A 22533-nucleotide genomic window follows, 5' to 3' on the forward strand; every position below is an offset into this window, starting at 1 on the left:
GGGAATGCCGCCTCTCGGCGGCGCTCCTTTCACCCCCCGCCTTGAATGGCGAGGTTTCTCGGAGCAAATCTGATGAACGCGCAACCTTCGGCGGTCGCAGCTACGCCCCCGCCACCACTTGCGGTGCTCGCCGGCCTTGACGGCTCCGCGCCGGTGACCCGCGTCTCGCTCGCCTACATCGCGCAGCGCATCGACATCTACCTGCGTTTTGGTAACCCAGCGCACACCATCCGCCTCGACCGTTCGCGTCGTGTCGCGGTGTTTCTGCCGGGCGCGGTGTTCTGCCGTATCCTTTGGCAAGCCAACGATTACGGTACGGTGCGCTGGCAACTCATGGTGATGCAGACTTGCACGTCGTTGGACGCGGCGCAGCGCATCCCCGGCGTGTTGCCCGGGGCTCGTCTGCTGCTGGATGCCGAGGGCGAATCGGCCGTGCGCGCCGTGCTGGAACGGATCGACGCCATCGAGGCGCTGGGCATTGCCCCGGTCGCTGTGTCGCCCGCGTACTGGCGCACGCTGGGCAATCGGCTCAGCGCGTGCTTGCCGCTGCCGGCCTATACTGCCGAGCGGCATGCCGCCTGGCTGGCGGGGAGGTCGCTAGCATGACTGCCGGCACCGCGCGGCATCCGCGCTCGCGCCTACGCGCTCGCATCGTGGTCGCAGGCTTCTCTATTCTCGGTCTCGCTGCGTTGGCCTGGGCGTCTTTGGCGTCGCCGCTGCCTCGCCTGACCTATAATCCGTCCGCCAGCATGGCGGTTGGCTGGTATCGCATCGATCCGACCTTCAATCGGGCCGACTTGCAGCATGGAGTCGTGCGTGTGGGCCGCATCGTGCTGGTTCGGTTACCGATCGAAGCGGCTCCACTGGCGGCGCAGCGTGGCTACCTGCCCGCGGACGTTCCCTTGCTCAAGCGCGTGGGTGCGGTGGCGCCACAGCACATTTGCATGGTCGGACGCAGCGTGCGCATCGACGACGTGCTGGTGGCCGCCGCGCTGTCTGCTGACCGCATGGGCCGGCCGCTGCCATCCTGGCAACAGTGCCGGCGCCTGGTTTCAGGCGAGGTGTTCCTGCTGAGCACGACCGATCCGGCGTCATTTGATAGCCGGTATTTCGGGCCGGTTGCCGCATCCGCCGTGATCGGCGTCGCGCATACGGTTTGCTCGGAGACTGGTCGATGATGGCCGCCGACTCACTGCGCTTCGTCGTGCCATCCGGGCCGTCGTTCGCCCGGGCGTCCCCGTGTCGTCGCACCTGCAGCGCGGATGCGCTCGCGCCGCACCTTGCGCCGCCTCCGGCGCGGCGTTCCCACGTGCACGTCTTGCCTTGAACGCGGCCGGCCTGTGGCCTTGGCAGCGCTCGCCAGCGAAGCCGCTGCGCGGAGTGCACCGCCGCGGGGCCGCCGGCGTCCACCGCGAGAGGGCAGGGCAAAGGTGGAAGGCAAGATATAAGGTCGCGGCACGCTGGCTCGCCAAGAGGCAGTCTGCACGTGGGGGTGACGCGGCACGCGCCAGGGGGTAGCAGTGTGTCGTGAAGCGCGCAATGCCGCAACGACATTGGCGAAGCGGCGTGCTTTACCCGCCCGGCTACGCTGGCTTTGGACGGAAGCGAATCATGAGGAAACACGACTACGATCGTTTCCAGATACGGCCTGGCGCGCCAAAACGGCGCGGCGACGCCTTCGTCAACCAGGTGCTGCGCCAGACCAACAAGGCCGGCGCTAAACTCGGCAAGACCGTCGGCAAGGCCGGCCAACGGCCGGGCGCCCGGTTGGGACGCGGCCACGTCGCGGCGCGCTTCGCCGGTGGCTCGCTGACCCCCAATGCCCGGCGCGTGACGATCAAGACACGGCTGGTCAATCTGGCGAATGCTGGGCCACGTACGACCGCCGCGCATCTGCGCTACATCGAGCGTGAAGGCGTCGATCGCCACGGTGGCGCGGGACGAGCCTATGGCCCGACAACCGATGCCGCGGACCTCGATGCATTCAAGGAGCGCAGCGAGGGCGACCGGCACCAATTCCGCTTCATCGTGTCGCCGGAGGACGCAGAACTGTTCGACGGCTTGCGGATCTATACCCGGCACCTGATGGGGCGCATGGAGGCCGACTTGGGTACCCGGCTCGAGTGGGTGGCTGTGGATCACTGGAACACCGACAACCCGCATACCCACATCGTCCTACGCGGCAAGGACGACGTTGGGAAGGACCTGATCATCTCCCGGGATTACCTCGCCGAGGGGATGCGCATGCGCGCATCGGAGCTGGCAACGGAATGGCTAGGACCGCGCACCGAAATGGAGATCCAGCGCGTCATGCTGCGGGAAGTCGACCGGGAGCGGTGGACAGGGCTGGACCGTAGTTTGCAGCGCGAGGCGGTGGACGGTCTGGTGCTGCCGGAGACGCTGGGCGCTCCCCGGCTGCAACGGCATCGGCCAATGCTGATTGGGCGTCTGCAGCGCTTGCAGCGCATGGGTCTTGCGACCGAGCAGCAGCCCGGTGTGTGGGCGATCCATGCCGAGGCCGAGCCAACCCTGCGGGCGATGGGCGAGCGAGGCGATATCATCCGCACCATGCAGCGCGCCATGAGCGGCAAGCAGCGTGAGCTGGCCGTGTTTCAGCCCGCCGAGGGTGGCCGCACCATCATCGGTCGGGTGGCCGACAAGGGGCTGGCCGATGAGCTGTACGACAAGGCCTACCTAATTGTCGACGGGATCGACGGCAAGGCGCACTACGTCGCATTGCCACCACGGTCAGAGCTGGATTGCTATCCGGTCGGCGCCATCGCGGAAGTGAAGGGTTTGGCCGAGGTGCGCGCGGCCGACCGGAACATCTCTGCACTCGCTGTTGAAGGGGTGTACCGCACTGACCATCACCTTGTCATTGCCCAGCGTTATGCTACCGCTGAGCGCGACCCGCACGAACTGGTTGCCGCACACGTGCGCCGCCTCGAAGCCTTGCGCCGTGCCGGCATTGTAGAGCGCGTGGCAGAAGGCGTCTGGCACGTGCCAGGCGACCTGGTCGAGCGTGGCCGCCGGTACGACGCGGAGCGCCTGGGCGGCGGCGTGGTGGTGGAGCTGAGATCGCACCTGCCCATCGAGCTACAGGCCCGTGTGATCGGCGCCACATGGCTCGACCAGCAGTTGATCGGTGGCGGCGAGGGGCTGGGCGACGTAGGCTTCGGCGAGGAGGTCAAGGCCGCGCTGAGACAGCGTGCAGAGTTCTTGGTTGAGCAGCGGCTGGCCGAGCGGCGTGGGCAGCGTGTGATTTTGGTGCGCAATCTCCTGGCGACGTTGCGTGGCAGGGAGTTGGCCACGGCCGCGCAGGACATCGCCGCTGAAACCGGTCTGGAGCATCGGCGGGTGCCCGACGGGCAGCGCATGGCGGGCATCTACCGACGCAGTGTGCAGCTCGCGAGCGGGCGCTACGCCATGCTCGATGACGGTAAAACGTTCAGCCTCGTGCCGTGGAAGCCGGTGATCGAACAGCGGCTGGGGCAGCATCTTTCAGTGACGATGCGCGGAGGTAGCGTGTCCTGGGAGCTAGCGAGGCAACGGGGGCCATCGATAGGTTAACAGGGCAGCCATGCGAATAGGGCGATCGCATTGCAGCGATCCCATCCATAGTTCCGTCCAAGATTTCGCGGCCGTCTTACGTCAAGACCCCAAGGAACTGGCGCTGGTTCTGGTGTCGAAGCAATTCTCCTCTTTAAACCTGTTTTTGCGAAAGCCGAGCAAATTTCTGTCAATTGCTCGTCTTCGCACTTCTTCTTGCTCTATTTCATCTTTCCTCGTCTCCCACGTGCGCTGGCAAAGAGTGATGGGCGAAGCCAAAATTGTGCGCCGGGTTCTGCTTACGGATGCGAAGAAAGCAGCAACCCAACGATAGGCCAGCGGCATTGGTCGTCCGGGGTAGCGCGCTGAAGCTCAGTGAGCGTTCCTGGGCAAGGTCGCTCCATCGATTTGTGCAATAGCAACCGAAGTGAGGTAAGCATGGCGATACTTGAAACGACGCAGGCGACGTTCCATCAGGACGTTGAGGGTAATACCCCCGTTCTGGTGGACTTCTGGGCACCGTGGTGCGCGCCGTGTCTAGCACTAGCGCCCCATCTGGAGACGCTCGCGGCCAATCATGCGGGACGATTGAAGGTGCTCAAGCTGAATGTCGATGAGGCGCCCGGAAGGTGGCAGCACTTTGGCGTGCGTGCGATCCCGACGCTGGCGTTTTACTCTGCGGGCAAGGAATACGGCCGCCTCGTCGGTCCGTCGACAATGCGGCTGCAGCTCATGGTGGAGAAATGGTTGGGGGAGCTTGGACTGGTGGTACCTGCGCTACAGCGTGCATCTCTCGAAACACGGAATGCGCCGCTTTCGGCCGATGCCCCAGAAGAGAAGTGGAATAGCTTCGGCGGTGACGTCGCTGTCAAGAAAGCTGGCATTGCCCGCCTGAGGGATTGTTCTCAAGAGGAGGCATACCAACCATCGAGACAACTGGCAGGCGATGACGCGCAGTTCGAAGCGATTGTAGGGGTGCCGATGGCGTTGGGAGACCTACTTGGCATGCTCTACTGGCTCCAATCCCAGAACGATGAGAAGACGGCGCGCGCGCAGACACTTGAGATCGTCGATGCCATGCCAGTTGGGGCCAACCTCGGTGCAGTGACAGCCAAGGTGCTGTACGACCTGCTATACCTTTCCCCATGGGCTATATCGCAATACCGCCAAAACGATGTTGCGCGCACTCTCAACAGGAAAATCGAGATGCTGCATCAACGCCAGCACGCTGGCGCGAGCGTGATGGAGTCAGACTGGGAAGCCCTGCAACGTGAGGCCGTACTGGCGACTGGATCTGGCCTGGGTTCCAGTGAGAGCGAAGAATTGGAGCACTTGTCGGTATCGCTACTCGATGCCGACATGGTGAGACACGTGTTGCCGTTAGTGACCGAGTATGCGGTCCACGACTACCGGCAATATCCGGATTGGAGCGAGGCGGAAGCAGCGCAAGTGGCAGCCATGAGCGATGAAGACTACGAACAAACGCGAGAAGCACTGGGCGGCCCGCCGAAGAACGGCGAGGCGGCTAGAGATGAGTGGATATCGCAGCTGTCCGAAGGCCTTCATGCACGCGAAGTAGAACGCCGCAAGGAACACCCAGTCCTGTGGGAGCGCTATGACGCCTGGTGCATCTTTAAGCAGGAAACTATGGCATCGATTGGCGCGCGTACTGGAGCTGTTTTGCTATCGCTCCTGCGCACGGCCGGGAAGTAGCCGGCGCATTACCAGGAGGGGGGTGACATGAAGCAGAACTGTGCGTTTCCAGCGGTGGTGAACGTCAGCGTCGACTCGCTGCGATCACGCTAGGCGGGGCACGAACGGCACACGCATGCGCATGACGGCGACGTACTTTGCCCCCCGCGGTCTACACGAGGAGCCCCAAAGGAATCGGCGTAAGCCACGCCATTGTGATAGTCATTAGGAGAAGATGAGCGGAAAGCGCAGGCCACCTTATGAAGGTGGCCTCTATCGGACGCCGGTTCCGTTCTCTGTTTCAGGACGTTCCGGGCCGAGACAGCGCGGCATGCCGCGCTTCATGCGCGAAGGCTATGGGGATCACGTCTACTAGCGCATCCTTGGAAGTCAACGGGCGCTAAGAAAAATGGCTTTCACGTCCTCATGCGCGTCGCCGCGATGGAAAGCTTGGCCGCCAGTGAGGCAAAAGCAAAGTCCCCGCATCGAGAAGAGTGCAAGCGCCAAATAAGAACCGAGAGGCATGGCACGACGGTGCTACGGAAGAAAAATGTGAATTCCGCTAGCATCATCCCGTCTCTTGAGCTCAGCGCCGCCGGTGAGGCTCGATGCCTCGAAATTCCTGAGCGCATGCAAGAGCGAAGATAGCCCATGTTGTGCGACCAGATGCATGGCCTGCTCACTGGTCATCAATTGGTAGGTATCCCAAACGCGAGATAAGCCGTCGCTGCCCAGAACGATATGAGCTGGTGTCGTGATCTTTCGTTCCTCCTCCACGGCGTTCATCGCACTGGCCGGGTTCAGGGTAAGCGCGGTACTGCACTCGCCCTTCTGCTGTTGGAGCCGACGTTGCCATAGATTCAACAGCTTGTGACCCCGGAATCCAGAGTACGGCTTCCAGCGATCATAGCTTGGTGGCGATTGTGGCGGCCGAGGCGATTGGTCCGCGCTAGGAACGGGAACTTGCAAGACTTCCACGAAGCAATCCGCATAGCGAAAGACGGACATACTTACAGGTTCTTTCGTTCGGTCAATCTCCACGAACGTGGCGGCGGCAACAGGCCAGCCCCAAATCGGCTGGGCATCGCCTCCGTCGCGGCGGTACTCGTCCTGGAGGACCTGCAGACTGTTGCACAGCTGCGCCTTGCTGAAGGGAATGTCTTGAAATTGCTTTTCCAGCAACTGGCTGAGCCGTCGCGCGAACCATCCGGCGTCAGTGACGTCTTCGTAAGTCTTGAATGGCGCAGCGGTGACAGGGGAGGCGCCATCAATCGCCCAAGCTAGCATTGAGCGCTCGCGCAGGAGATAGCCCACTACGTCCTCCGTCGGAATGTGCTCATAGATGCCTTGTGATACTTGAGAGACCGTCACCTGCATCATGGTTCTAGTCCTCGTATGGAAATGGCTAGTTGCAGCGTGCGTAGCCCGCCGGATATCACGGTGTCATCCATAAATTCCTGGGTGAGCGCTTGAGCAACAGCCTCCGCGCGTTTCTCTGCAATGAGTCCTTGCTCGACGAGCTGAGGCCGGAACTGTTGGAAGGATAAGTAGACGACTTCCTTGTGTTCCTTCTTCCAGACCGTAGGCTGGCTGAATCTGGCTTCCTTGATATTGACATCCAGATTGGTGACGATTGCCCAAATGTCCTCGATGCAGTCATAGGTGACACCATTTCTCCAGCCGTAGGCCATCATGACGGCGTTCGCCTCCGCGAATGCCGATACCGCCGGCACTGAGAACAGACTTGCCAGCGATGGCTCCTCGATGACCATGGTTCCCCCTGGGGCGAGCTGTTTAAGGAGCGTCCGGATGACATTCGCGCGTTTTTGGATATGCAGCAGCGTGAATCGGCAGGTGATGAGTTCAAACGCCCCTTCCGGCTGAACGACGTTGGTGAGTTGGGTGACATCCCCGAGGCGAAATGCGACATTGGTCAACGCCAGCCGCCGAGCGGTAGACCACGCCATGTCGATTTGATTCGGATTGTTATCGATACCCAACACCGTAGACTGCGGTCTACTACTGGCCATCCAGCATGCAATCTGTCCGTGACCAGAGCCGACATCCAAGGCGCGTCCCTGATCTGGGAGATACCGACTCAAGAAATCCCTCGTGGCTGGGTCGTAGATCGATGACATGATTTGAAGACGCTGTCGATCTGACTCACCAGTATGAAGCGGGTACGTCGGTACCGCCTCCTGCGACAGACCTCCGACATGCGAATGTTCCTTGCGAGACAAGGCAAAATCTTGGCAGAAATTCCAGTAGTAAGACGGTAGAATCGCCGGCTTTTCAGCCGCGATGTCTATCCATTCATAGGCCGTATGTTCTTCGCTCAACGTCAGGACTTGCCCGGCGAACTCGCATAGAAAGAACACAAGCAACACACGTCTGTCCGGAATGATCTCGCAGGATCTGCTGCCGAGATAGACCGTCGAGGTGACATCCAGGCCGCACTCTTCCCTTACCTCGCGTACCAGTGCACGCTCGAGCCCTTCTCCCGCCTCGGGTCGTCCCCCCGGTAACTCCAATTCGTTGCGTGGATTCTTGACGAACAGAACCCCTCTCGGTCCAAACATAATCGCTTTTGCGCTCACGGGTTCCATTCGTGCTAGCTCCGTATGGCCGGGTGGCTCCTTGCGTAGGCGGGCGCAGCAACCAGTTGCCGCTGCCGCGGTGTAAGGCGATCCGGGGAAAATAGCTGTGTGCCAGCGACCGAATGGTTGGGCGTGGCCGGCAACGCCGTAATCTCCTGATGCGCGGGAGGCCTTCTGAAATAGGAATGACTGTTCATATAGCGCGCAAACACCGAGCGTCGTCGCCCGGAGTCGGCCACCTTGCAGGTTCCGTGGACAAGCGCTTCGGAGAAAATCACGGCATCCCCGGCCCGCAGGAAGACGTGCCGCAACAGCGGGTTGTTTGCGAGGCTCCGGTAGCGCTCTGGAACCGGGAAGTTTGCACGATGCGAGCCCGGGATGCAGCAGAAGTGATTCTCGGTCGCGCTGATATCCGAAACGGCATATTGGACTGCGACAAGCCCGCTGTGGATACGGTGATTCCGTACCCAGTAATATATGCCATCATCGAACATATCAGCCTCATGGTGCAGATTGCCACCACTACTGATAAACCGCTCGTCGACGCAGAACATATGGTCGAGGCGGAATCTTGATCGGTAAATGATATCGAGGAAGCGATAGACCGCTTCGAGGTCAATCAGTGCGCGCCATTCCTCGCCCCAGTCGAAGTTAACATCATGCAGAAAATGCGTGATGAGATGCCTTGACCAGTACTCCTGCAGGCGCAGGAGATGGGGCTGCGTGATGGCCGCAGGAATGATGACATATCCGTTGAGATCAAATTCGTAAATGTGTTCCGGGTTCATACTTGTCATCCTACTAACCGTGGGAATCATTCGTTTTGTCGAGCCTTCATTAGTTCTGCTCAGTGGGCGAAGTCTGAAATGCGGCCTTCCGCGGAAGGCTCGCAGCTTCGGTCAATGCGGGTCTATTTTTGACAAATATTCCCTCTGAGGCCCGATTCAATCTCTCCTAAGCAATGGACTGACCGGTTGATGATCGAGTTCGAGAGATATTCATTCCTGTTCCGTCTGAATGTCTTGAGGATTGGTCTGGATCGCCTATGGGATGAGAGCGATCCGGCGGGAGAGTAGTCACCACGTGTGGGCAATTCGGTCCCCTCTGAAGGCGCTATGGATAGGGGAACACGCAGCGCTTTCCAGTGGGGCGTCCGAATACGTAAACCAGTCGCAATTGGTCGTCAATCACGGCTTGGGCCTGGTATACGGAAGGCGGGATGCAATACTCGTTGCGTCGTCCATATACCTCGCCGCTGACCAGTGCCTGGACCGCAATATGGAAGTCCTCGTGCACGTAGCGTTGGGGCGCAGAGAAATCCACCACACCCCCATTCGTTCGTGGCTCCCAGATGACACCGTAATTCATGTCTGCCGCCCAATGTTTGACTGCATTGAACGTCGAGCGACCGTGTGCCCCGGTGACGCTGAATGCAAAGACTGTGGCAGGCACCACAAGAATTGCGGCCAGGAAAGCGGCAACTGAGGACATGTGGCGTGGGCGGGCGAGTATCGTCATGTCGGAATTCGTGTACTGCCCAGTCCTCGCGGCGGATCTTGGGCCTCGCTGCCTAGCAGCGATTTATGGATGCGTGGGTGCATTGGCCGCCGGATCTAAATCGGCGGATTGATTGAATGATCTCGCAGTGGGTCGCGAGGTTTATTTCCGATTCGATCTAAATCATGTGGATTCTTGACTTGTTCCACCCGAGATAAGCATTTTTAATGCCTCATCTTGAGGCCCTCCTCCTCATGTGGGGATGAGCGGTCTCTCTATCGGTTGGGTTGATCCCATCGGCCTGAAAACGTCGATAAGGTCTGCCATCGACATCGTTTGTTGGCTTACGTCATCTAACGTGGATTTGGAGCGCCTTCGCAATGCATGCTCGGCGAAGACAGAATCAGCAGCTGCGTCGCTGGATTCAGGACGCAGATCTGGCAGCGGTTTTCGCTCATTCGCTAGGAGTGTCTCGTGCAGAAGAATCGGTACTATCGGCAACTCGTGAACCGCTTTCATTCGGGCGTCTTGCTTGGGAGTGCGCATGTCTAGCAAGTCACTCAGGACGGAGTTGCGCCATCTGCGCTGCTTTCTGGCCGTTGCCGAAGAACTCCATTTCACGAGAGCGGCAGAACGATTGCACATGGAGCAGTCGCCGCTATCTCGTGCTATCAGAGAGCTGGAAGAAGACCTGGGAGTGCTGCTTTTCGCGAGGACCACCCGTAGTACGCGCCTGACTCGCGCTGGTGAGGTGCTCTTGGAGAACCTACCAGCCATCTTCGCTGCGGTGGGGCGTGCGCGCGACTGTGTCCAAGCAGTCGCAAACGGTTTTCACGATCAATTGCGCATCGTCCTGTCAGACTGTAGTGCCCGATCGCGTCTGCCGGCGTTGCTTGCGTTGTGGCGGGAGGATGAGCCGGCGGTCGAGGTCCGACTATTCGAGGTGCCGTTGTCAAAGCAGATTGAGGGTCTGAACGATGGTCTATACGATGTCGGATTCTCCCTAACCAACGACGTAGGCGACGGCATCATCGCGCATCCACTTTGGCGCGAGCCGCTGGTGGTAGCGTTGCCCCTACGGCATCCGCTGCTTGCCTATCCACAGATTCCGCTTGAAGAACTGCTGCGCTATCCCTTGGTGCTTTGCGACCCGCAAGCATGCGAGGGCCATGCCCGGCTGGTTGACCGCTTGTTGCGCTGCGTGGATCAAGAGCCGCTGGTCGTGGATCGTGTGTCCTCATTTGAGCTAATGATGACGTTGGTGTCGGCAGGCCTTGCTTTAGGGCTTACGGGTGCATCGCATGCGCTCGCCAGCAGGGGAGCGGGTGTGGTAGCGCGCCCGCTGGCAGGGCAAGTTCCCCTAGTCACCACCTATCTCCTGCGCCGCGATACGGAACCGTCAGTGACCTTAACCCGCTTCATCGAGCGGGCAAGCGCTGTCGAGTCGCGCCCCTGTAGCGAAACCTGTCACGATTCTCAACATGACGTCGAGGAGGACGTTGCACCATGAAGAAAGTCACATCGGCATTGTTCGTCCTGATCCTGGCGGCATGCGGCCGCGCAGAACCGCCAGAGACGGTGGAGTCGTTGGTTGCCAATCCCAAGCGACTGGAGGAACTGCGCGGGCAGTGCAGGCTGGATCGCGCCAAGCTCGGCGATGCGCTGTGTAACCGGGTGGCCGAGGCAACGAATCGGCGCTTCCTTGGCAATGGCACGCACTATACGCCCCCGAAGCATACGCCCAGGTTCTGATCGTCGGCACATCGCCAGGATTTCCCGTGATTCTTTTTGCACGTACGCCGCAACGCGTTATCGCTTGCGGCGCTATGACAGAGTTTTCTCTGGCAGGAATTCTTGCATTTCCCTCGACCGTTGTTTCAATAACGGTCTTTGACCGGCCCTTGATGAGACCCCAACCTCGTGCTTGGCGCACGATATTGTGCGGATTTCGCGAGGTGTCTGTGCACGAGAGGGCGGAAGCAAGGACACATGGCCAGGGCGTGCTGTTTGGGCAGATTGCCGTTGTGCTCGGCATCGTCATGGCCGGCGTCTGGGGCGCTACACAGTGGACCGCCACCGCCTTGGGCTATCAAGTGCGCCTTGGCACGCCCTGGTTTGATCTCTTCGGCTCGCCCATCTACCACCCGTGGCGCCTGTTCGAGTGGTGGTTCTTCTACGATGCCTATGCGGCGCACGTGTTCGACACCGGCGGCGCGATCGCAGGCGGCAGCGGGCTGCTCGCTGTGCTGGTCGCCATCGTTATGTCGGTCTGGCGCTCACGCCAATCCACGCTGGTGACAACCTACGGCTCCGCCCGCTGGGCGACGGCCGTGGATATCCGCAAGGCTCGAGGGACCGCATTCTTGCCGGTGCGGCGCTGACGACCCTGCTTGGCGTCGGCGCCGAACTGGCCGCGCCGGAAAACCGTCAGAACGGCGATCGCGTCATTATCGCCGAGCGCGGCAGCCTGCAGGACAGCGTGAACCAGGTCGGGCAGGAGATGACCCGGCGCAACCTCAACACCCAGCCTACGTTGACGGCGCGGCCGGGCATGCCGGTGCGCGTCATCGTCAATCGGGATCTGGTGCTGCGGCCATACCAGCCGCTGTTCTTCAATCGGGGGATTTCACGATGAGCACGACACGCAAGTTGCGGCTGGGGCCACTACCCAGGACGGAGAGCACCAAGCTGACCTTCTCGTGCCCGGCCAGCCTCAAGGCCGACCTGGATCGCTACGCAGCACTGCATGCACAAACCTATGGCGAGGCGGTTGATGCGATAGCTCTGATCCCGTACATGCTGGAAGCTTTCATGGCACGCGACAGGGCTTTTCGGCGGGGTAGCGGTGACCACCAGGCGTCAGCTCGCGCTTGCCTGTCAAACAACACCCAGAACCGCGGTTAGCGCTACGGCCACCAGCCTCCGGGCGCCGAAGGACGAAACATATTTTTAAGACGCATCGAGATATTCCGTTCCGAGCGATTGGCCTTTCCGATTGATCGCAGCAGGGCTGGCAGAGGACCGCTAAAGTCTATTTGGCGCGTAATTGTTGTCGCCGGACACATCCACCATGACTGGCATTCCCATCTTGCTGGTCGCCGTCTCTGGGCGTCGATGTTGTGATAGCCGACCCATCACCCAGCTCCCTAGGTCGTGTCAAGCGTCGGCGTGGCGCGCACACTTTGAGGCACAATCTAAACGCCAGGCAGATGCCGCCTTTTATCTAGTTTGTCGCGATGTTCGTTAGACTGGAGGAGGCCTGGCCAGCGTGCACCGGCCGATCTGCGACAATGACCGACTCCAACGAATCCGCGGGAAGGCATGCCGGCACAACACGCACCACGGCACATATTGACCCTGCGCGAACAGGCAGTTCTCCGCATGATCGCCGCCGGCAAGAATAGCCGTTCGATTGCCACCGAATTGGGGATCAGCGTGCTGACCGTGCGCAAGCACCGTAGCAATCTGCTAGCCAAGACCGGCACGCGCAATGCCGCGCAACTGGCCTCATATGCCGTCGAGCATGGATTTCGTCGTGCTCGCTCCCTCGTCCGACTCGCGCCTGCAACCTGACACTGCACAAGTAGGCAGCGCGCAAGCGGAAAGTGCGCCCGCGGACGGGGTACAAGCCGCGCCGGCGCCCGCAGCCTATGCTGACCCGCGAGAGGGCAGCGCCCGCGACGCGGCGCAGAGCTTGTCCGTGCTCGATGACAAGCCTTCTCACCGTCTAGCGCCGCCGCCTTCGCTGACACCGCGCGAGCGCGATATCGCGCTGCGGATTGCCAGTGGACAGACCAGCAAGCAGATCGCGCGGGAATTCGGTCTGAGTGATCTGACGATACGCAAGCACCGTGAAAACCTGTACCGGAAGCTGGGCATCGGCAATGCCGCGGGGGTGGCAATCCATTGCCTGCGTCATGGCCTGCTAGACCCGCCGGACACCTCCTGACTACGGCATTGGCAGTATTGCGGAGCTCGCGCAGGCCACCTGATGATGGCACGGAGCCCGTTGCTCACTTCAGGCGGAATAAGGCTTTCATGCAATATATGTCAATTGAATAATATTTAAAAGAGATATTCGGATAATGGCGATTTTTTCGCCTTTATGGGGACTCGCATGACGTGGAACAAGAATATGAGGTCAGCATGGTCAGCATTTTCGGGGCAGCAGCGTCTTTGCGAACGGGACGGAATCGCATCGGCGACTGAAGCATCGCCGCGCAGCGGGCGGCAGAGCCGGCACTGGCTGGCCACCCTTGAGGCCCGCGTGCGCGAACGTGAGCGCCAGCGCATCGCCTGCGGTTTGCACGATGAAGTCGGCCAGGCGCTCGCGCTGGCACAGCTGCGGCTGCGCGAGCTGGAAGGCCTGGCGTGTGCGCCCACGGCAAAAGCTCTGATCGACGAAACGCGCTCGCTGGTCGACGATGCGGTTGGTACGATTCGCGCGGTCACCTTAGACCTCGGCCTCGGCTTGCTGGTGCAGGGGCGCCTGGACGATGCCCTGCGCGGTCTCGCAGACCGCTTTCAGGCAAGGCGGCAGGATGCGCTGCTGACGCGTCTGGAACTGCACGGCCCGCCCGTGTCGCTTGACCGGACCACTATGGCTGTGGTGCTGCGCGTAGCGAACGAATTGCTTGCCAATGTGCGCCGGCACAGCGGCGCCAAACAGGTCTGGGTGCGCTGTGCCTGCGGTCGCGGCCATGTCTATGTCACCGTGAGCGACGACGGCCGCGGCTTCGATCCCCGGCTCTGCGCGTCGTCCGGTAACGCTGCGGGCGGCTTCGGTCTGTCCAGTTGCGCGGCCCAGCTGGCCGCGTTGGGGGGAAGGCTGGAGGTGAATTCTGCCCTCGGCAGCGGCACACAAGTCCGCATTGTGCTACCGCTGCCGCAAGGCCGGCGCAGGCCCGCCACGCGCCTGGGCCTCTCCTACGGCGACACTGGCGGAAGCGCGCGCGCGTCCCGTCCGCGAGGTTGAATATGCCTCGCATCCGTGTATTGCTAGCGGACGACCACAGGTTGTTTCGCGAAGGACTGGCGGCCTTGCTGTGCAAGGAGAGCGACATGGAAGTCGTCGGGCAAGCCGCCGACGGCATAGAAGCGATGCGCCTGACCGACCGCTTGCGCCCGGACGTGGTCGCGCTTGACGTCGGGATGCCGGCGCTCAACGGCATTGATGCGATCGGCCGCATCCTGCCGTTGTCACCGTCGGTGCGCGTGCTATGCGTATCGGCGCACAGCGAGCAGCGCATAATCGCCGCCGCGCTGGATGCGGGCGCTCTGGGTTATCTGCTCAAGGACTGCGCGTTCGACGAATTGGGCAAAGCCATTCGCACCGTGGCTAGCGGACGTTCCTACCTGAGCGCCGAGGTGGCCACCGCCATGTTGGCCAGCTTGCGCTCGGCACGCAGTCATGGCACGCCGGCCCCGGGCGCCACGCTCAGTGCGCGCGAGCGCCAGATCCTCCAGCTGCTGGTAGAAGGCCACTCAACCAGAGAGATCGCGGAGCAGCTGCACATTAGCACCAAAACTGTCGGCACGCATCGCGAGCACATCATGAGGAAGCTCCAAGTAAAGGGCATTGCACAGCTGACCCGCTATGCGATTCACGAAGGTCTGTTCTGAACGGCGGCAACACTTGCCATATGCGGCTCCTGCCGATGCGCAAATCAGTTTCTTTGAAGGGGCAAATCAGTCTTCCGCACAGTTCGCCGGCGCCCGCGATCGCCGACCATGGAATCCAGACGGGCGGTGCAAGCGACATGGCGGCACGGCGCGTCTGTGGACGATGCTGGCACTGCCGCCGTTGTCGTCCATTTCCGCCAAACCAACTGGAGCAGAGAAATGGCAAATGTCGATACCTTGGATCTCTGGAAGAAGTGGATGGGCGCTGTGCAGGCCCAAGCGTTCCCGAATGGGCTCACCGACCAGCAGCAATTCAGCGCTGGCTCGACCACGCTGAATGTCGACCTCGGCAATGGCGACCCCGGCATCACCAACTACTACGTGTATGGCATCGGCGATGTCATTCCCGCCGCCAGTCCCGCCTACTCCTCCGCCGGCGGACTGCTTGCCGCCTATGCGACCTTCCTCGACTGGGTGGACCTCGGGGCAATGGTCAATCCCAACCTGGAAAGCCAGGTGAACCAGGCGACGGCCGCGCTCAACACCGCACAGACCAATTTCAACAATGTCCAGGTGGCGGCCTACAACGCCTATGGCGCCTACAAGAACGTCAATCCTAACCCTCCGCCGTTCCAGGCCTGGGTACAGCAGAACTACCCGAGCTATCTGAATGCCAACAATGCGCTGATCGGCGCATCCGGCGCCTACGACGAGATCATGATCAAGGCCTACGGCCCCGGCTATAGCGTCGTGCAGCAGGCGCGTGCCAAGGTCGGCATCAACGGCGCGCAGAACATGGCCACGCAGAACCCCTACAACATGCCTGTCAAGATGGGCAGTGTGGCGCCGGCCGGCAGCCAGCCGGTGGTGATCGGTGGCACCAATCCGGTCCCGGCCAACAACTTGTTCTCGGCCTTCGCACCGTCCTATTCACTGCAGGCATTTAGCGCCAAGTATGCTGAGTGGCAGCAGGCCAGTGTGGCAGGCAAGAACAACGCGGGCGCCTCGATCTCGATCAGCTCGAGTTCCGGCAGCTATGACTTCGACGAGTCCGGCTGGAGCACGTCAGTGGATGCCAGCTTGTTCGGCGACTTCTTCTCCTTCTTCGGCGGCGGTTCGGCAAGCGGGCAGAAAACTAGCATCAACACGAGCAGCTCCGATTTTAGCCTGGCGGTGGACTTTACCGGCTTTGGCACCTTTCCGATCGGCCCCGGACTGTGGTGGGACAACGGCGGGCTGGTTGCCACCTATCACAACCGGCTCAAGCCCGGCGCGCCGGACTTCTTCGGCGACAACGGTGCGCTGGCCCGGGTGCCGACGCAAATCATCGCCGGCTTTCAGCCGACCGTGAAGCTAAAAATGACGGCAAGCGACTACAGCAACGTCAAGAACAGCTGGCAAGCGCAAGCCACGGCCTCGATCGGCATCGGGCCGTTCCGCATCGGCTCGGCCACGGTATCGACCAGCGGCACCAAGCAGGACATCAAGTGGGATGACGCTTCAGCCACCGTTACGATCGGGCCGGTCAGCAGCACCCTTCCCATCCTGCTCGGCGTGGTGAGCCAGAAGCTGGGCGGCTGATGCGCGCATGGCGCCCCGCAGATGAGTTCGGGGCGCCACGTCCGACACCTTTGTGCATCCGCCTCGGCTGCAGTTGACAACCGTCCGCCCGCTGGAGATCTCATGCTGTCCGATCACGCGCTATGGCGCCTCTACGCCGACGCCATCGCAAACCATGCCGGCGTCGCCGCGCCGGATCTGTTCTCTCCTGCCGCTGTTACTTCTTTCAGCGGGCTGGGTGATGCGCAGCCCGCGGTCGTCAACTGGAGCATCTTCCAGCTCGGCAATGGCATCCCCGCCAGCGCGGGTGCTTACGCTTCTCGCAGCGGCCTATTCACGGCTTACTGGCTATGCCTGAGCTTTCTGGTGGAGGCCGCCGCATCCATGACGCGGCGCGGACCTTTGCGGCCGGCAGCACTTGGCGACCTCTTGAGCACGGATCTGGCGCGGTACCGGCGACTGCTGCAGGCGCGGCACCTGCCGCTGCACGGCATTGCCGGCCGCGCTGTCGCCGACGCGGCCCCGCAGGATGGCCAGCGCGCAGGACTGCTGGGCGCCCATGATGCCCTGATCGCTACGCTGGACGGCCGGGCGCCGGCGCTGAGCGTGGCGATGAATCGCTGCCTTATCGCGTCCCTGCCGGAGGCCAGCGAACTGAACATGGCCGCCAGCCTGTATGCAGGCAGTACCGAGTTCTGCTGTCCGCGGTACTCGCTGGGCGGCTGGGCCACCGGCCTTGGCGCTTGGCGCAGCTCGCCGGCAGATTTGCCGCCGGCGTTGTCGCTGACCTTGCCTTCGCCTACCACGCTCGCCAGCCCGCGGGGTCTGCCGGCCACATTGGGGGCATCTGCCGCACCGGCCGCAGCGCCGACACCGGATCCCTTCGTCGGGGCCGGCTGGCCCGCCTTTCTCGGACTGCACATGCCCAATGCCAGTGCGGCGGTTGCGGAACGGCCAGCGCTGCAGCGCACTGCGGCCGACGGGTTGCTCGAAGGTCTGACCCTGACCCTGGCCGGATTCGGCGTCTTCCCTATACAGCCCGGCAATTGGTTCGACGCCGAGCTGCTCGAAGGCGGGCACGCAACGCTGCCGGCAGGCGCGCCGGATTTTTTCGGTATGGATGGTGCGCTCGGCCTGCTTCCGGCGCGCGCGGTTATCGGCTTTCGACCGCGCCTATCGCTGCGGGCAGCCAATAGCCGCCTGGCGCGGGAGCTGGCCGCGTCGGTGGCAAGCATCGGCCCTTTCAGCATACGGCGCGCGCCCGCCATGGCCGCCGCGCTTGCTTGCAGCGGATGCACGGGAACGGAGGTGCGGTTCGATGCCAGCGATTCGAATACTCCGGTCTTGCTTGGTGTCATTAGCAAGCCGGTTCGCAGCGTCGACGGCGCGTCAGCACCGCCGACGCACAAACCGCAGTAGCACGTCAGGAGAACTGCAATGATGGACGATTGGAAAGTGAGCGGCTATGTCGACCCCGACAACGGCGGCACCTGGGTCTACTATGAAAATCCCGCCTTCCCCGGCATCCACATGAGCCGCAGCGTCGACAATCCCGCCCGCGACCATATGGCGACGAATGACCGCACGGCCTACTACTACGGCAACAGGAAGCCGCCTACGTTCAACAACAACCAATTGCCCGAGCAGATCCGCACTCAACTGGTTGCGGCATGGCGCGACTACTACACCGTCTGAACGTCATCGCCCGAACTTTACCGTTTCAGTTGAAACGTCTGCGTCGATCTACGCTAAAGGAGTGAGCCATGCCAAAGTACTGCCAGGAAAAATTTACTGAAACCACCAACGGCACCGAGGTGAAGGTCTGCTGGCGCCAGGACAAGCATGTCCATGACGCCACTCTGATCACCGCCATCGAGCTATGGCTGCAAGCCGAACGTGGCGGCCAATGGCGGGTCCGCGCCAACAGCTACCAATCCAATCAGTCCAGCTGTTCGGTGGACGCGATCAGCTACGGCTAGCGTGCCCATTCAAGGGTCGGGACCGGCGCGGTTCGCGGCGCAGGTCCCGACTGCCTGCCAACCGGGCCGCACTTGGGGACAACCTGTGAACAGCCTCGTGCTATCAGGAGTACGGAATGCCCGCAAAGCCAATACCGGTGCGGGCTAGCGGCTCCGTTAACTTATCCACCTTAAAAAACTAACTAGTACTACTGTGTTAAGAATTAAGGCATTATTCGCTTGTCTTCAAGTGAATTACGAGGAAAGCGATGGGAGCCTCTACGGAACGGTTCGCGGATTACGTGTCTTTGATGGCGCAGTCGCTTGGGCATGCTGATCGCGTGGAGCCGTTTCGTGGCTACTGCACAGGGTTGATGTTGCCGGTCAAGCGTAAGAGCGTTGAGCCCATGGCGGCGCATTTGTCGCCAAACCGGGTACGCTCGGAGCACCAACGCCTGCATCATTTTGTAGCCGATGCGCCGTGGTCGGACGAAGCGGTGCTCGATGCGGTGCGCAGTTACACGCTTGAGCGAATCAGCCGGCGTGCGGGTTGCCGGAGGCGCTGATTATTGACGATACCGGCTTTCCGCGAAGATTCACGCTTGCCAGCGCCGCTCTTAGCCGGTCCGCCGATTCGCAGTAGAAATGGCACAAGATGAAGAAGGGGGACGCGCACTGCCAAACCGGTCGTTTGGTATAGAGCGCGAGAGGTACAGCGCCCACAGCCCCATGAACTAGCCGAACACTGCCGTGCTATCCCCAGGGGATAGCTGGCACACCCGGCCTTCCATGCCCGCTCTGTCGACGCGCTTCACGGCGCTGGAACAGGCGGGCTTCCAACGGCTGGAACAAGCAGGCTACCTAAAAGGCCTTTTACAACCTTTTAAAGGTAAGGGGAATATGGAGTCCCGGGTCACCGGTGCTACTAGGGCGATTTGGAGCCACTCACCTGGCTTCTGGGTGTACCGGCCGGCCTGACGCCGGCTGGCGTATAGTGGCCTGCCACTGCGGCGCACGGCAGGCGCAGCCAGCACCGCCAACCCGCAACGTCAGGACGCCCCTACCTTGACCACACATCTTCGCCCGCTTTGAAGCGGACTGCCTGCCACGCATCGCCGATACCATCGGCAAGCTGCACTGGCGCGTTTAATGCCATGTCCTGCCCGCCGATGCGCCCGGACTGCCCGCGCGGCTGCGCCTGACGGGCGACGGGCCGCCGGAGTTGCGGCGGCATCCGTTTGCGCTGGATATCCGTCTGTAGTTTGAAGGGTCAAGATCCACGCTCGCCAGCGCCGTTCTCAGTCGGCCCGCCGAACCGCAGTCGAAATGGCACATGATGAAGACGGGAGACGCGCGCTGCGCACCTTGATGGCACGAACTCGCACGCCCAGGCGTGGGTTCGACAGGGCGAGGCAGACGGCCTCCAGAAGGGCGACCTGTACACCGCACGCCTGACGCTCTACATCGGCGATGCGCGTACGCATCAAAGCAGTGCGTTATTCACCCAGGCGGAGCTCGGCGTGACGCAGTGTCCCGAGGTATGCCATGTGTACCCCCGTCAGTTTTGACGGTTGCTCCAAGGTCGAATGAGGCGATCTAATCCGGACACAGCAGAGTGCTCGGAGGAAAGTGTGCGTATTATCTCGGGGGAATCGACCCACCTGCAGCCGGCCATGATGTCGCGCCTTGCGCGCTATCGGCACGAAGTCTTCGTGCAGCGCCTGGGCTGGAAGCTGCCTTGTCCCGATGGGATCGAACTCGATCAGTTCGATCGTGAAGATACCGTGTATGTGGCGGCACTGGACAAGCATAGTGGTGCGATCCGTGGCATGGCGCGCCTGTTGCCCACTACCGGCCCATACCTGCTTCGCGACATCTTTCCGGCGCTACTGCACGGCTCGCCGGCTCCGGCGTCTCCCAACATCTGGGAGATCTCGCGCTTCGCGGTGGTGGAACTCAAAGCGCCGGCGTTGCCGGGCAATGCGCAGTTCTCTTCCCGTTCGGCCACGGCCCTGCTGCGCGCGACCATTATGTGCGCAGCGGAACTCGGTGCAAGCGAACTTGTGTCAGTCTCTCCCGTCGGCATCGAGCGGCTTCTTCAGCGCGCCGGATTGCGCTTCAAGACAGCATCGCCGGTCGCCATCGACGGGCGACAACTCTTTGCGTGTCGCATCGATACCGGGCAATACCAGAGCGCGATGGGCGACGCAGATCAGCGGTCCCTGTGCCCGGCCGACGCCGACTCATCGGACAGTCAGGAGGACCCGCTGAACTCCCATCACATCGGAGAGATGACGCGATGAGCGAAATACTGCTGCTCGCGCTCGTCAAGCTGTTGGTGAACGGTGCGGCGAAGGGACCCACCGCGCCTGAAATGCCAGCGCGAAATCCCTCGCATCTGGAGTGTCAGCAGCCCAACCGGGAACGCACCCAATGTCACGTTGCACCCAACGCCACGCCGTTTATCTCCGGAGACTGGCATGCCGGGGGACGGAAGTCGACCAATTAGCGGCGGCCCGGGAACTACCGCTGCGCCCCCCTTGAGTCGAGGCGAGCGCAGGCATGTTATGTCGGGCCGCGCATCGTGCCCGCTCATTTGCTGTCGCCGAAGGATTGGATCGCTGTGCCATGCGCCGGATCCCGCCCGGCGTTACTGCGCGGCGGTGCACCTCTCAATCGCCAATCATTTCGAGGAGATCTCGCTGTGAACAACATCGTGCTGCTGGCGCTTGCGACGCTGGCCGTGGACTGCGGGTTCATTTATGTCATCGAACAGCAGTCCGAGCCCGCCAAATCACCGCGGCAGGAGGTTACGCTACGGCCGTGCTCCGAGATGCCAGCCAGTGATGCCAGGGGGCTTTGCTATCCCGTGCATAAACCCAAACCCAAGGGGCAGTCCAAGACTGGCAAGGAAGAGAAGCGGTAGCACGCACCGCAGGCGTCGTCACTGTACCAGGCGGCATCGCTGTTGGCGCCTGGGTGCGAAGGACCGGTCGCCGGCTACCGGGTCAGGACGTTTGCATCATTGCGCAGCGGCGCCATGCCGATGCCAGCCGCTCCGGTGGCTTCTGAATGCGCTGTCAGCAGTTCAGGCGGCACCCCACCCACTGGCACCGCATGCGCATGGCCGATACGCGGGCGCCAATGCAAGCGGCGTTGGACATGTCTCGACTTCCGGGCGCCACAGCGATAAGCAAGTAGAAGACCCAGATCCTGCGGCTCGCCGACGCTCGCGTGTGGGTGAGAGACTCGCGGTCGGCGGCGGCTGAAATGCCATCGCGGGGCTCCTTGTCAGCCTCGACTGTATATCGGTGACTCAGGCGCGGCGGATCAAGCCGTTCGCGTCAGGTCATCCTATCGTGTCGACCTCCTGCGGGAAGGTGAAGATGCAGCGATCTCCGGTCGGTCGGGCGATGACATAGACAATGCGCTTCTCGTCGTCGAACATGGCATGCGGCTCGTACTCCGACGGTCGTATGCAATACACATTGCGACGGCCGTAGGCAGCGCCGCTTACCAGCGCCTTGACCGCGGGGTGAAAGTCATCGCCTACCTTTTTGGGCGGCGCCCGAAAATTCACGATACCGTTGAACGTCCGAGTCTCCCAGACGAGCTTGTTCCCACGTCATATTGATGGATCGCAACGGCTGGATTGCCCTCGATGGCTATTAAGGAAGAAAACACCCAGGCACATTACGCGGTCTCAACGCAGTAGGAAACCTCTCAGTTTGGATAGCTCCACATTACGCCGAAATGCGCATGAATGGCCGGCCAAATTCGGATAGCGTCGCGAGCAACGGTATCCGAGATCCAAAGATAATTTATTTAAATATATGCACTGGCCATCATAACTATTTGACTTATATGCATACGCATATGAATACAATTCAAATTGTATTGATAAAATTAATCGCCCATAATGAACAGTTGTTTTCTGTGACGGCCCGATGTACGCCGTGATGTGGTGTGGGGAATGCAGTGTTGACGTCCTCCCCTGCCTAAAGGCAGGGGATTCCCACACCTGGCGATGCACGTCCGCATCGGAGAATGTTTAACGC

The 22533-nt window shown here is 61.5% G+C and carries 22 protein-coding genes and 4 pseudogenes; 22 read left to right on the top strand and 4 right to left on the bottom strand.

Going from position 1 to position 22533, the window contains the following annotated elements:
• Nucleotides 1-72: 72 nt before the first annotated feature.
• The 4 genes from AC3WL8_RS37750 to AC3WL8_RS37765 all read left to right on the top strand — a co-directional run bounded on the left by AC3WL8_RS37750 (nucleotide 73) and on the right by AC3WL8_RS37765 (nucleotide 5262).
• Nucleotides 73-606, top strand: coding sequence for a DUF2840 domain-containing protein (locus tag AC3WL8_RS37750; protein WP_492380050.1), 534 nt, complete (start codon nucleotides 73-75; stop codon nucleotides 604-606).
• A complete protein-coding gene (locus tag AC3WL8_RS37755; RefSeq protein WP_492380051.1) occupies nucleotides 603-1178 on the top strand; it encodes a S26 family signal peptidase in 576 nt (191 codons plus the stop codon). Before AC3WL8_RS37750 ends, AC3WL8_RS37755 begins: the two co-directional genes overlap by 4 nt.
• 433 nt (nucleotides 1179-1611) lie before the next feature.
• Nucleotides 1612-3570 (top strand): DUF3363 domain-containing protein, encoded by a 1959-nt coding sequence (locus AC3WL8_RS37760; RefSeq protein WP_492380052.1) that lies wholly within the window; start codon nucleotides 1612-1614, stop codon nucleotides 3568-3570.
• A 417-nt stretch (nucleotides 3571-3987) separates the two neighbouring features.
• Nucleotides 3988-5262 (top strand): thioredoxin family protein, encoded by a 1275-nt coding sequence (locus AC3WL8_RS37765; RefSeq protein WP_492380053.1) that lies wholly within the window; start codon nucleotides 3988-3990, stop codon nucleotides 5260-5262.
• Nucleotides 5263-5778: 516 nt separating this feature from the next.
• Here the strand turns inward: AC3WL8_RS37765 and AC3WL8_RS37770 are convergent.
• From AC3WL8_RS37770 to AC3WL8_RS37785, 4 genes are all read right to left on the bottom strand, one after another.
• Nucleotides 5779-6621, bottom strand: a complete 843-nt coding sequence (locus AC3WL8_RS37770) for a hypothetical protein (protein WP_492380054.1) — start codon at nucleotides 6619-6621, stop codon at nucleotides 5779-5781.
• Entirely contained in the window at nucleotides 6618-7847 is a 1230-nt protein-coding gene (locus AC3WL8_RS37775) for a methyltransferase domain-containing protein (protein WP_492380055.1), read from the bottom strand. Before AC3WL8_RS37775 ends, AC3WL8_RS37770 begins: the two co-directional genes overlap by 4 nt.
• A gap of 5 nt (nucleotides 7848-7852) precedes the next feature.
• Nucleotides 7853-8626, bottom strand: a complete 774-nt coding sequence (locus AC3WL8_RS37780; RefSeq protein ID WP_492380056.1) for a phytanoyl-CoA dioxygenase family protein — start codon at nucleotides 8624-8626, stop codon at nucleotides 7853-7855.
• Nucleotides 8627-8951: 325 nt separating this feature from the next.
• A complete protein-coding gene (locus AC3WL8_RS37785; protein WP_492380057.1) occupies nucleotides 8952-9356 on the bottom strand; it encodes a hypothetical protein in 405 nt (134 codons plus the stop codon).
• 523 nt (nucleotides 9357-9879) lie between these two features.
• Between AC3WL8_RS37785 and AC3WL8_RS37790 the strand changes: the two genes are divergently transcribed.
• From AC3WL8_RS37790 to AC3WL8_RS37875, 18 genes and pseudogenes are all read left to right on the top strand, one after another.
• Nucleotides 9880-10845: a LysR family transcriptional regulator gene (locus AC3WL8_RS37790; protein ID WP_492380058.1), complete on the top strand. Its 966-nt coding sequence runs from the start codon at nucleotides 9880-9882 to the stop codon at nucleotides 10843-10845.
• A complete protein-coding gene (locus AC3WL8_RS37795) occupies nucleotides 10842-11087 on the top strand; it encodes an EexN family lipoprotein (protein ID WP_492380059.1) in 246 nt (81 codons plus the stop codon). Before AC3WL8_RS37790 ends, AC3WL8_RS37795 begins: the two co-directional genes overlap by 4 nt.
• A gap of 287 nt (nucleotides 11088-11374) precedes the next feature.
• Nucleotides 11375-11683: pseudogene (locus tag AC3WL8_RS37800) on the top strand (conjugal transfer protein TraG); the annotation flags it as partial.
• 5 nt (nucleotides 11684-11688) lie between these two features.
• A pseudogene (locus AC3WL8_RS37805) lies at nucleotides 11689-11970 on the top strand (TrbI/VirB10 family protein); the annotation flags it as partial.
• Nucleotides 11967-12239, top strand: coding sequence for a DUF2274 domain-containing protein (locus tag AC3WL8_RS37810; protein WP_492380060.1), 273 nt, complete (start codon nucleotides 11967-11969; stop codon nucleotides 12237-12239). The pseudogene AC3WL8_RS37805 and the gene AC3WL8_RS37810, both read left to right, overlap by 4 nt.
• 477 nt (nucleotides 12240-12716) lie before the next feature.
• The gene (locus AC3WL8_RS37815; protein ID WP_051591811.1) at nucleotides 12717-12908 is read left to right on the top strand and encodes a response regulator transcription factor; all 192 of its coding nucleotides are present in this window, start codon (nucleotides 12717-12719) and stop codon (nucleotides 12906-12908) included.
• A complete protein-coding gene (locus AC3WL8_RS37820; RefSeq protein ID WP_200872623.1) occupies nucleotides 12859-13284 on the top strand; it encodes a helix-turn-helix domain-containing protein in 426 nt (141 codons plus the stop codon). The genes AC3WL8_RS37815 and AC3WL8_RS37820 overlap by 50 nt, the downstream gene beginning before the upstream one ends.
• A 168-nt stretch (nucleotides 13285-13452) precedes the next feature.
• Nucleotides 13453-14310, top strand: coding sequence for a sensor histidine kinase (locus AC3WL8_RS37825; protein WP_492380061.1), 858 nt, complete (start codon nucleotides 13453-13455; stop codon nucleotides 14308-14310).
• 2 nt (nucleotides 14311-14312) lie between these two features.
• Nucleotides 14313-14957 (top strand): response regulator, encoded by a 645-nt coding sequence (locus AC3WL8_RS37830; RefSeq protein WP_013959777.1) that lies wholly within the window; start codon nucleotides 14313-14315, stop codon nucleotides 14955-14957.
• A 219-nt stretch (nucleotides 14958-15176) separates the two neighbouring features.
• A complete protein-coding gene (locus tag AC3WL8_RS37835) occupies nucleotides 15177-16538 on the top strand; it encodes a hypothetical protein (RefSeq protein ID WP_013959776.1) in 1362 nt (453 codons plus the stop codon).
• A 102-nt stretch (nucleotides 16539-16640) separates the two neighbouring features.
• On the top strand, nucleotides 16641-17936 hold the full coding sequence (locus tag AC3WL8_RS37840) for a hypothetical protein (RefSeq protein ID WP_492380062.1): 1296 nt from the start codon (nucleotides 16641-16643) through the stop codon (nucleotides 17934-17936).
• A gap of 18 nt (nucleotides 17937-17954) precedes the next feature.
• Nucleotides 17955-18212 carry a hypothetical protein gene (locus tag AC3WL8_RS37845; protein ID WP_013959774.1) on the top strand — a complete coding sequence of 86 codons (258 nt, stop codon included), beginning with the start codon at nucleotides 17955-17957 and terminating at the stop codon, nucleotides 18210-18212.
• A 68-nt stretch (nucleotides 18213-18280) separates the two neighbouring features.
• Nucleotides 18281-18496 carry a hypothetical protein gene (locus tag AC3WL8_RS37850; protein WP_013959773.1) on the top strand — a complete coding sequence of 72 codons (216 nt, stop codon included), beginning with the start codon at nucleotides 18281-18283 and terminating at the stop codon, nucleotides 18494-18496.
• 290 nt (nucleotides 18497-18786) lie between these two features.
• A pseudogene (locus AC3WL8_RS37855) lies at nucleotides 18787-18973 on the top strand (transposase); the annotation flags it as partial.
• A 291-nt stretch (nucleotides 18974-19264) separates the two neighbouring features.
• Nucleotides 19265-19384, top strand: a pseudogene (locus AC3WL8_RS37860) (DUF3158 family protein); the annotation flags it as partial.
• 764 nt (nucleotides 19385-20148) lie between these two features.
• The gene (locus AC3WL8_RS37865) at nucleotides 20149-20778 is read left to right on the top strand and encodes an acyl-homoserine-lactone synthase (protein ID WP_492380063.1); all 630 of its coding nucleotides are present in this window, start codon (nucleotides 20149-20151) and stop codon (nucleotides 20776-20778) included.
• The gene (locus AC3WL8_RS37870) at nucleotides 20775-20984 is read left to right on the top strand and encodes a hypothetical protein (RefSeq protein WP_148271787.1); all 210 of its coding nucleotides are present in this window, start codon (nucleotides 20775-20777) and stop codon (nucleotides 20982-20984) included. Before AC3WL8_RS37865 ends, AC3WL8_RS37870 begins: the two co-directional genes overlap by 4 nt.
• Nucleotides 20985-21179: 195 nt before the next feature.
• Nucleotides 21180-21401: a hypothetical protein gene (locus AC3WL8_RS37875; RefSeq protein WP_013959769.1), complete on the top strand. Its 222-nt coding sequence runs from the start codon at nucleotides 21180-21182 to the stop codon at nucleotides 21399-21401.
• Nucleotides 21402-22533: the final 1132 nt, after the last annotated feature.

It is taken from the genome of Cupriavidus sp. FW305-F7, from assembly GCF_058782875.1.

Coding starts and splice junctions, on each gene's coding strand:
- AC3WL8_RS37845 (WP_013959774.1), top strand. CDS start 17,955: ATGATGGACGATTGGAAAGTGAGCGGCTATGTCGACCCCGACAACGGC.
- AC3WL8_RS37815 (WP_051591811.1), top strand. CDS start 12,717: ATGATCGCCGCCGGCAAGAATAGCCGTTCGATTGCCACCGAATTGGGG.
- AC3WL8_RS37770 (WP_492380054.1), bottom strand. CDS start 6,621: ATGATGCAGGTGACGGTCTCTCAAGTATCACAAGGCATCTATGAGCAC.
- AC3WL8_RS37750 (WP_492380050.1), top strand. CDS start 73: ATGAACGCGCAACCTTCGGCGGTCGCAGCTACGCCCCCGCCACCACTT.
- AC3WL8_RS37810 (WP_492380060.1), top strand. CDS start 11,967: ATGAGCACGACACGCAAGTTGCGGCTGGGGCCACTACCCAGGACGGAG.
- AC3WL8_RS37865 (WP_492380063.1), top strand. CDS start 20,149: ATGATGTCGCGCCTTGCGCGCTATCGGCACGAAGTCTTCGTGCAGCGC.
- AC3WL8_RS37840 (WP_492380062.1), top strand. CDS start 16,641: ATGCTGTCCGATCACGCGCTATGGCGCCTCTACGCCGACGCCATCGCA.
- AC3WL8_RS37775 (WP_492380055.1), bottom strand. CDS start 7,847: ATGGAACCCGTGAGCGCAAAAGCGATTATGTTTGGACCGAGAGGGGTT.
- AC3WL8_RS37755 (WP_492380051.1), top strand. CDS start 603: ATGACTGCCGGCACCGCGCGGCATCCGCGCTCGCGCCTACGCGCTCGC.
- AC3WL8_RS37830 (WP_013959777.1), top strand. CDS start 14,313: ATGCCTCGCATCCGTGTATTGCTAGCGGACGACCACAGGTTGTTTCGC.
- AC3WL8_RS37760 (WP_492380052.1), top strand. CDS start 1,612: ATGAGGAAACACGACTACGATCGTTTCCAGATACGGCCTGGCGCGCCA.
- AC3WL8_RS37820 (WP_200872623.1), top strand. CDS start 12,859: ATGGATTTCGTCGTGCTCGCTCCCTCGTCCGACTCGCGCCTGCAACCT.
- AC3WL8_RS37790 (WP_492380058.1), top strand. CDS start 9,880: ATGTCTAGCAAGTCACTCAGGACGGAGTTGCGCCATCTGCGCTGCTTT.
- AC3WL8_RS37765 (WP_492380053.1), top strand. CDS start 3,988: ATGGCGATACTTGAAACGACGCAGGCGACGTTCCATCAGGACGTTGAG.
- AC3WL8_RS37780 (WP_492380056.1), bottom strand. CDS start 8,626: ATGAACCCGGAACACATTTACGAATTTGATCTCAACGGATATGTCATC.
- AC3WL8_RS37870 (WP_148271787.1), top strand. CDS start 20,775: ATGAGCGAAATACTGCTGCTCGCGCTCGTCAAGCTGTTGGTGAACGGT.
- AC3WL8_RS37795 (WP_492380059.1), top strand. CDS start 10,842: ATGAAGAAAGTCACATCGGCATTGTTCGTCCTGATCCTGGCGGCATGC.
- AC3WL8_RS37785 (WP_492380057.1), bottom strand. CDS start 9,356: ATGACGATACTCGCCCGCCCACGCCACATGTCCTCAGTTGCCGCTTTC.
- AC3WL8_RS37835 (WP_013959776.1), top strand. CDS start 15,177: ATGGCAAATGTCGATACCTTGGATCTCTGGAAGAAGTGGATGGGCGCT.
- AC3WL8_RS37825 (WP_492380061.1), top strand. CDS start 13,453: ATGACGTGGAACAAGAATATGAGGTCAGCATGGTCAGCATTTTCGGGG.
- AC3WL8_RS37850 (WP_013959773.1), top strand. CDS start 18,281: ATGCCAAAGTACTGCCAGGAAAAATTTACTGAAACCACCAACGGCACC.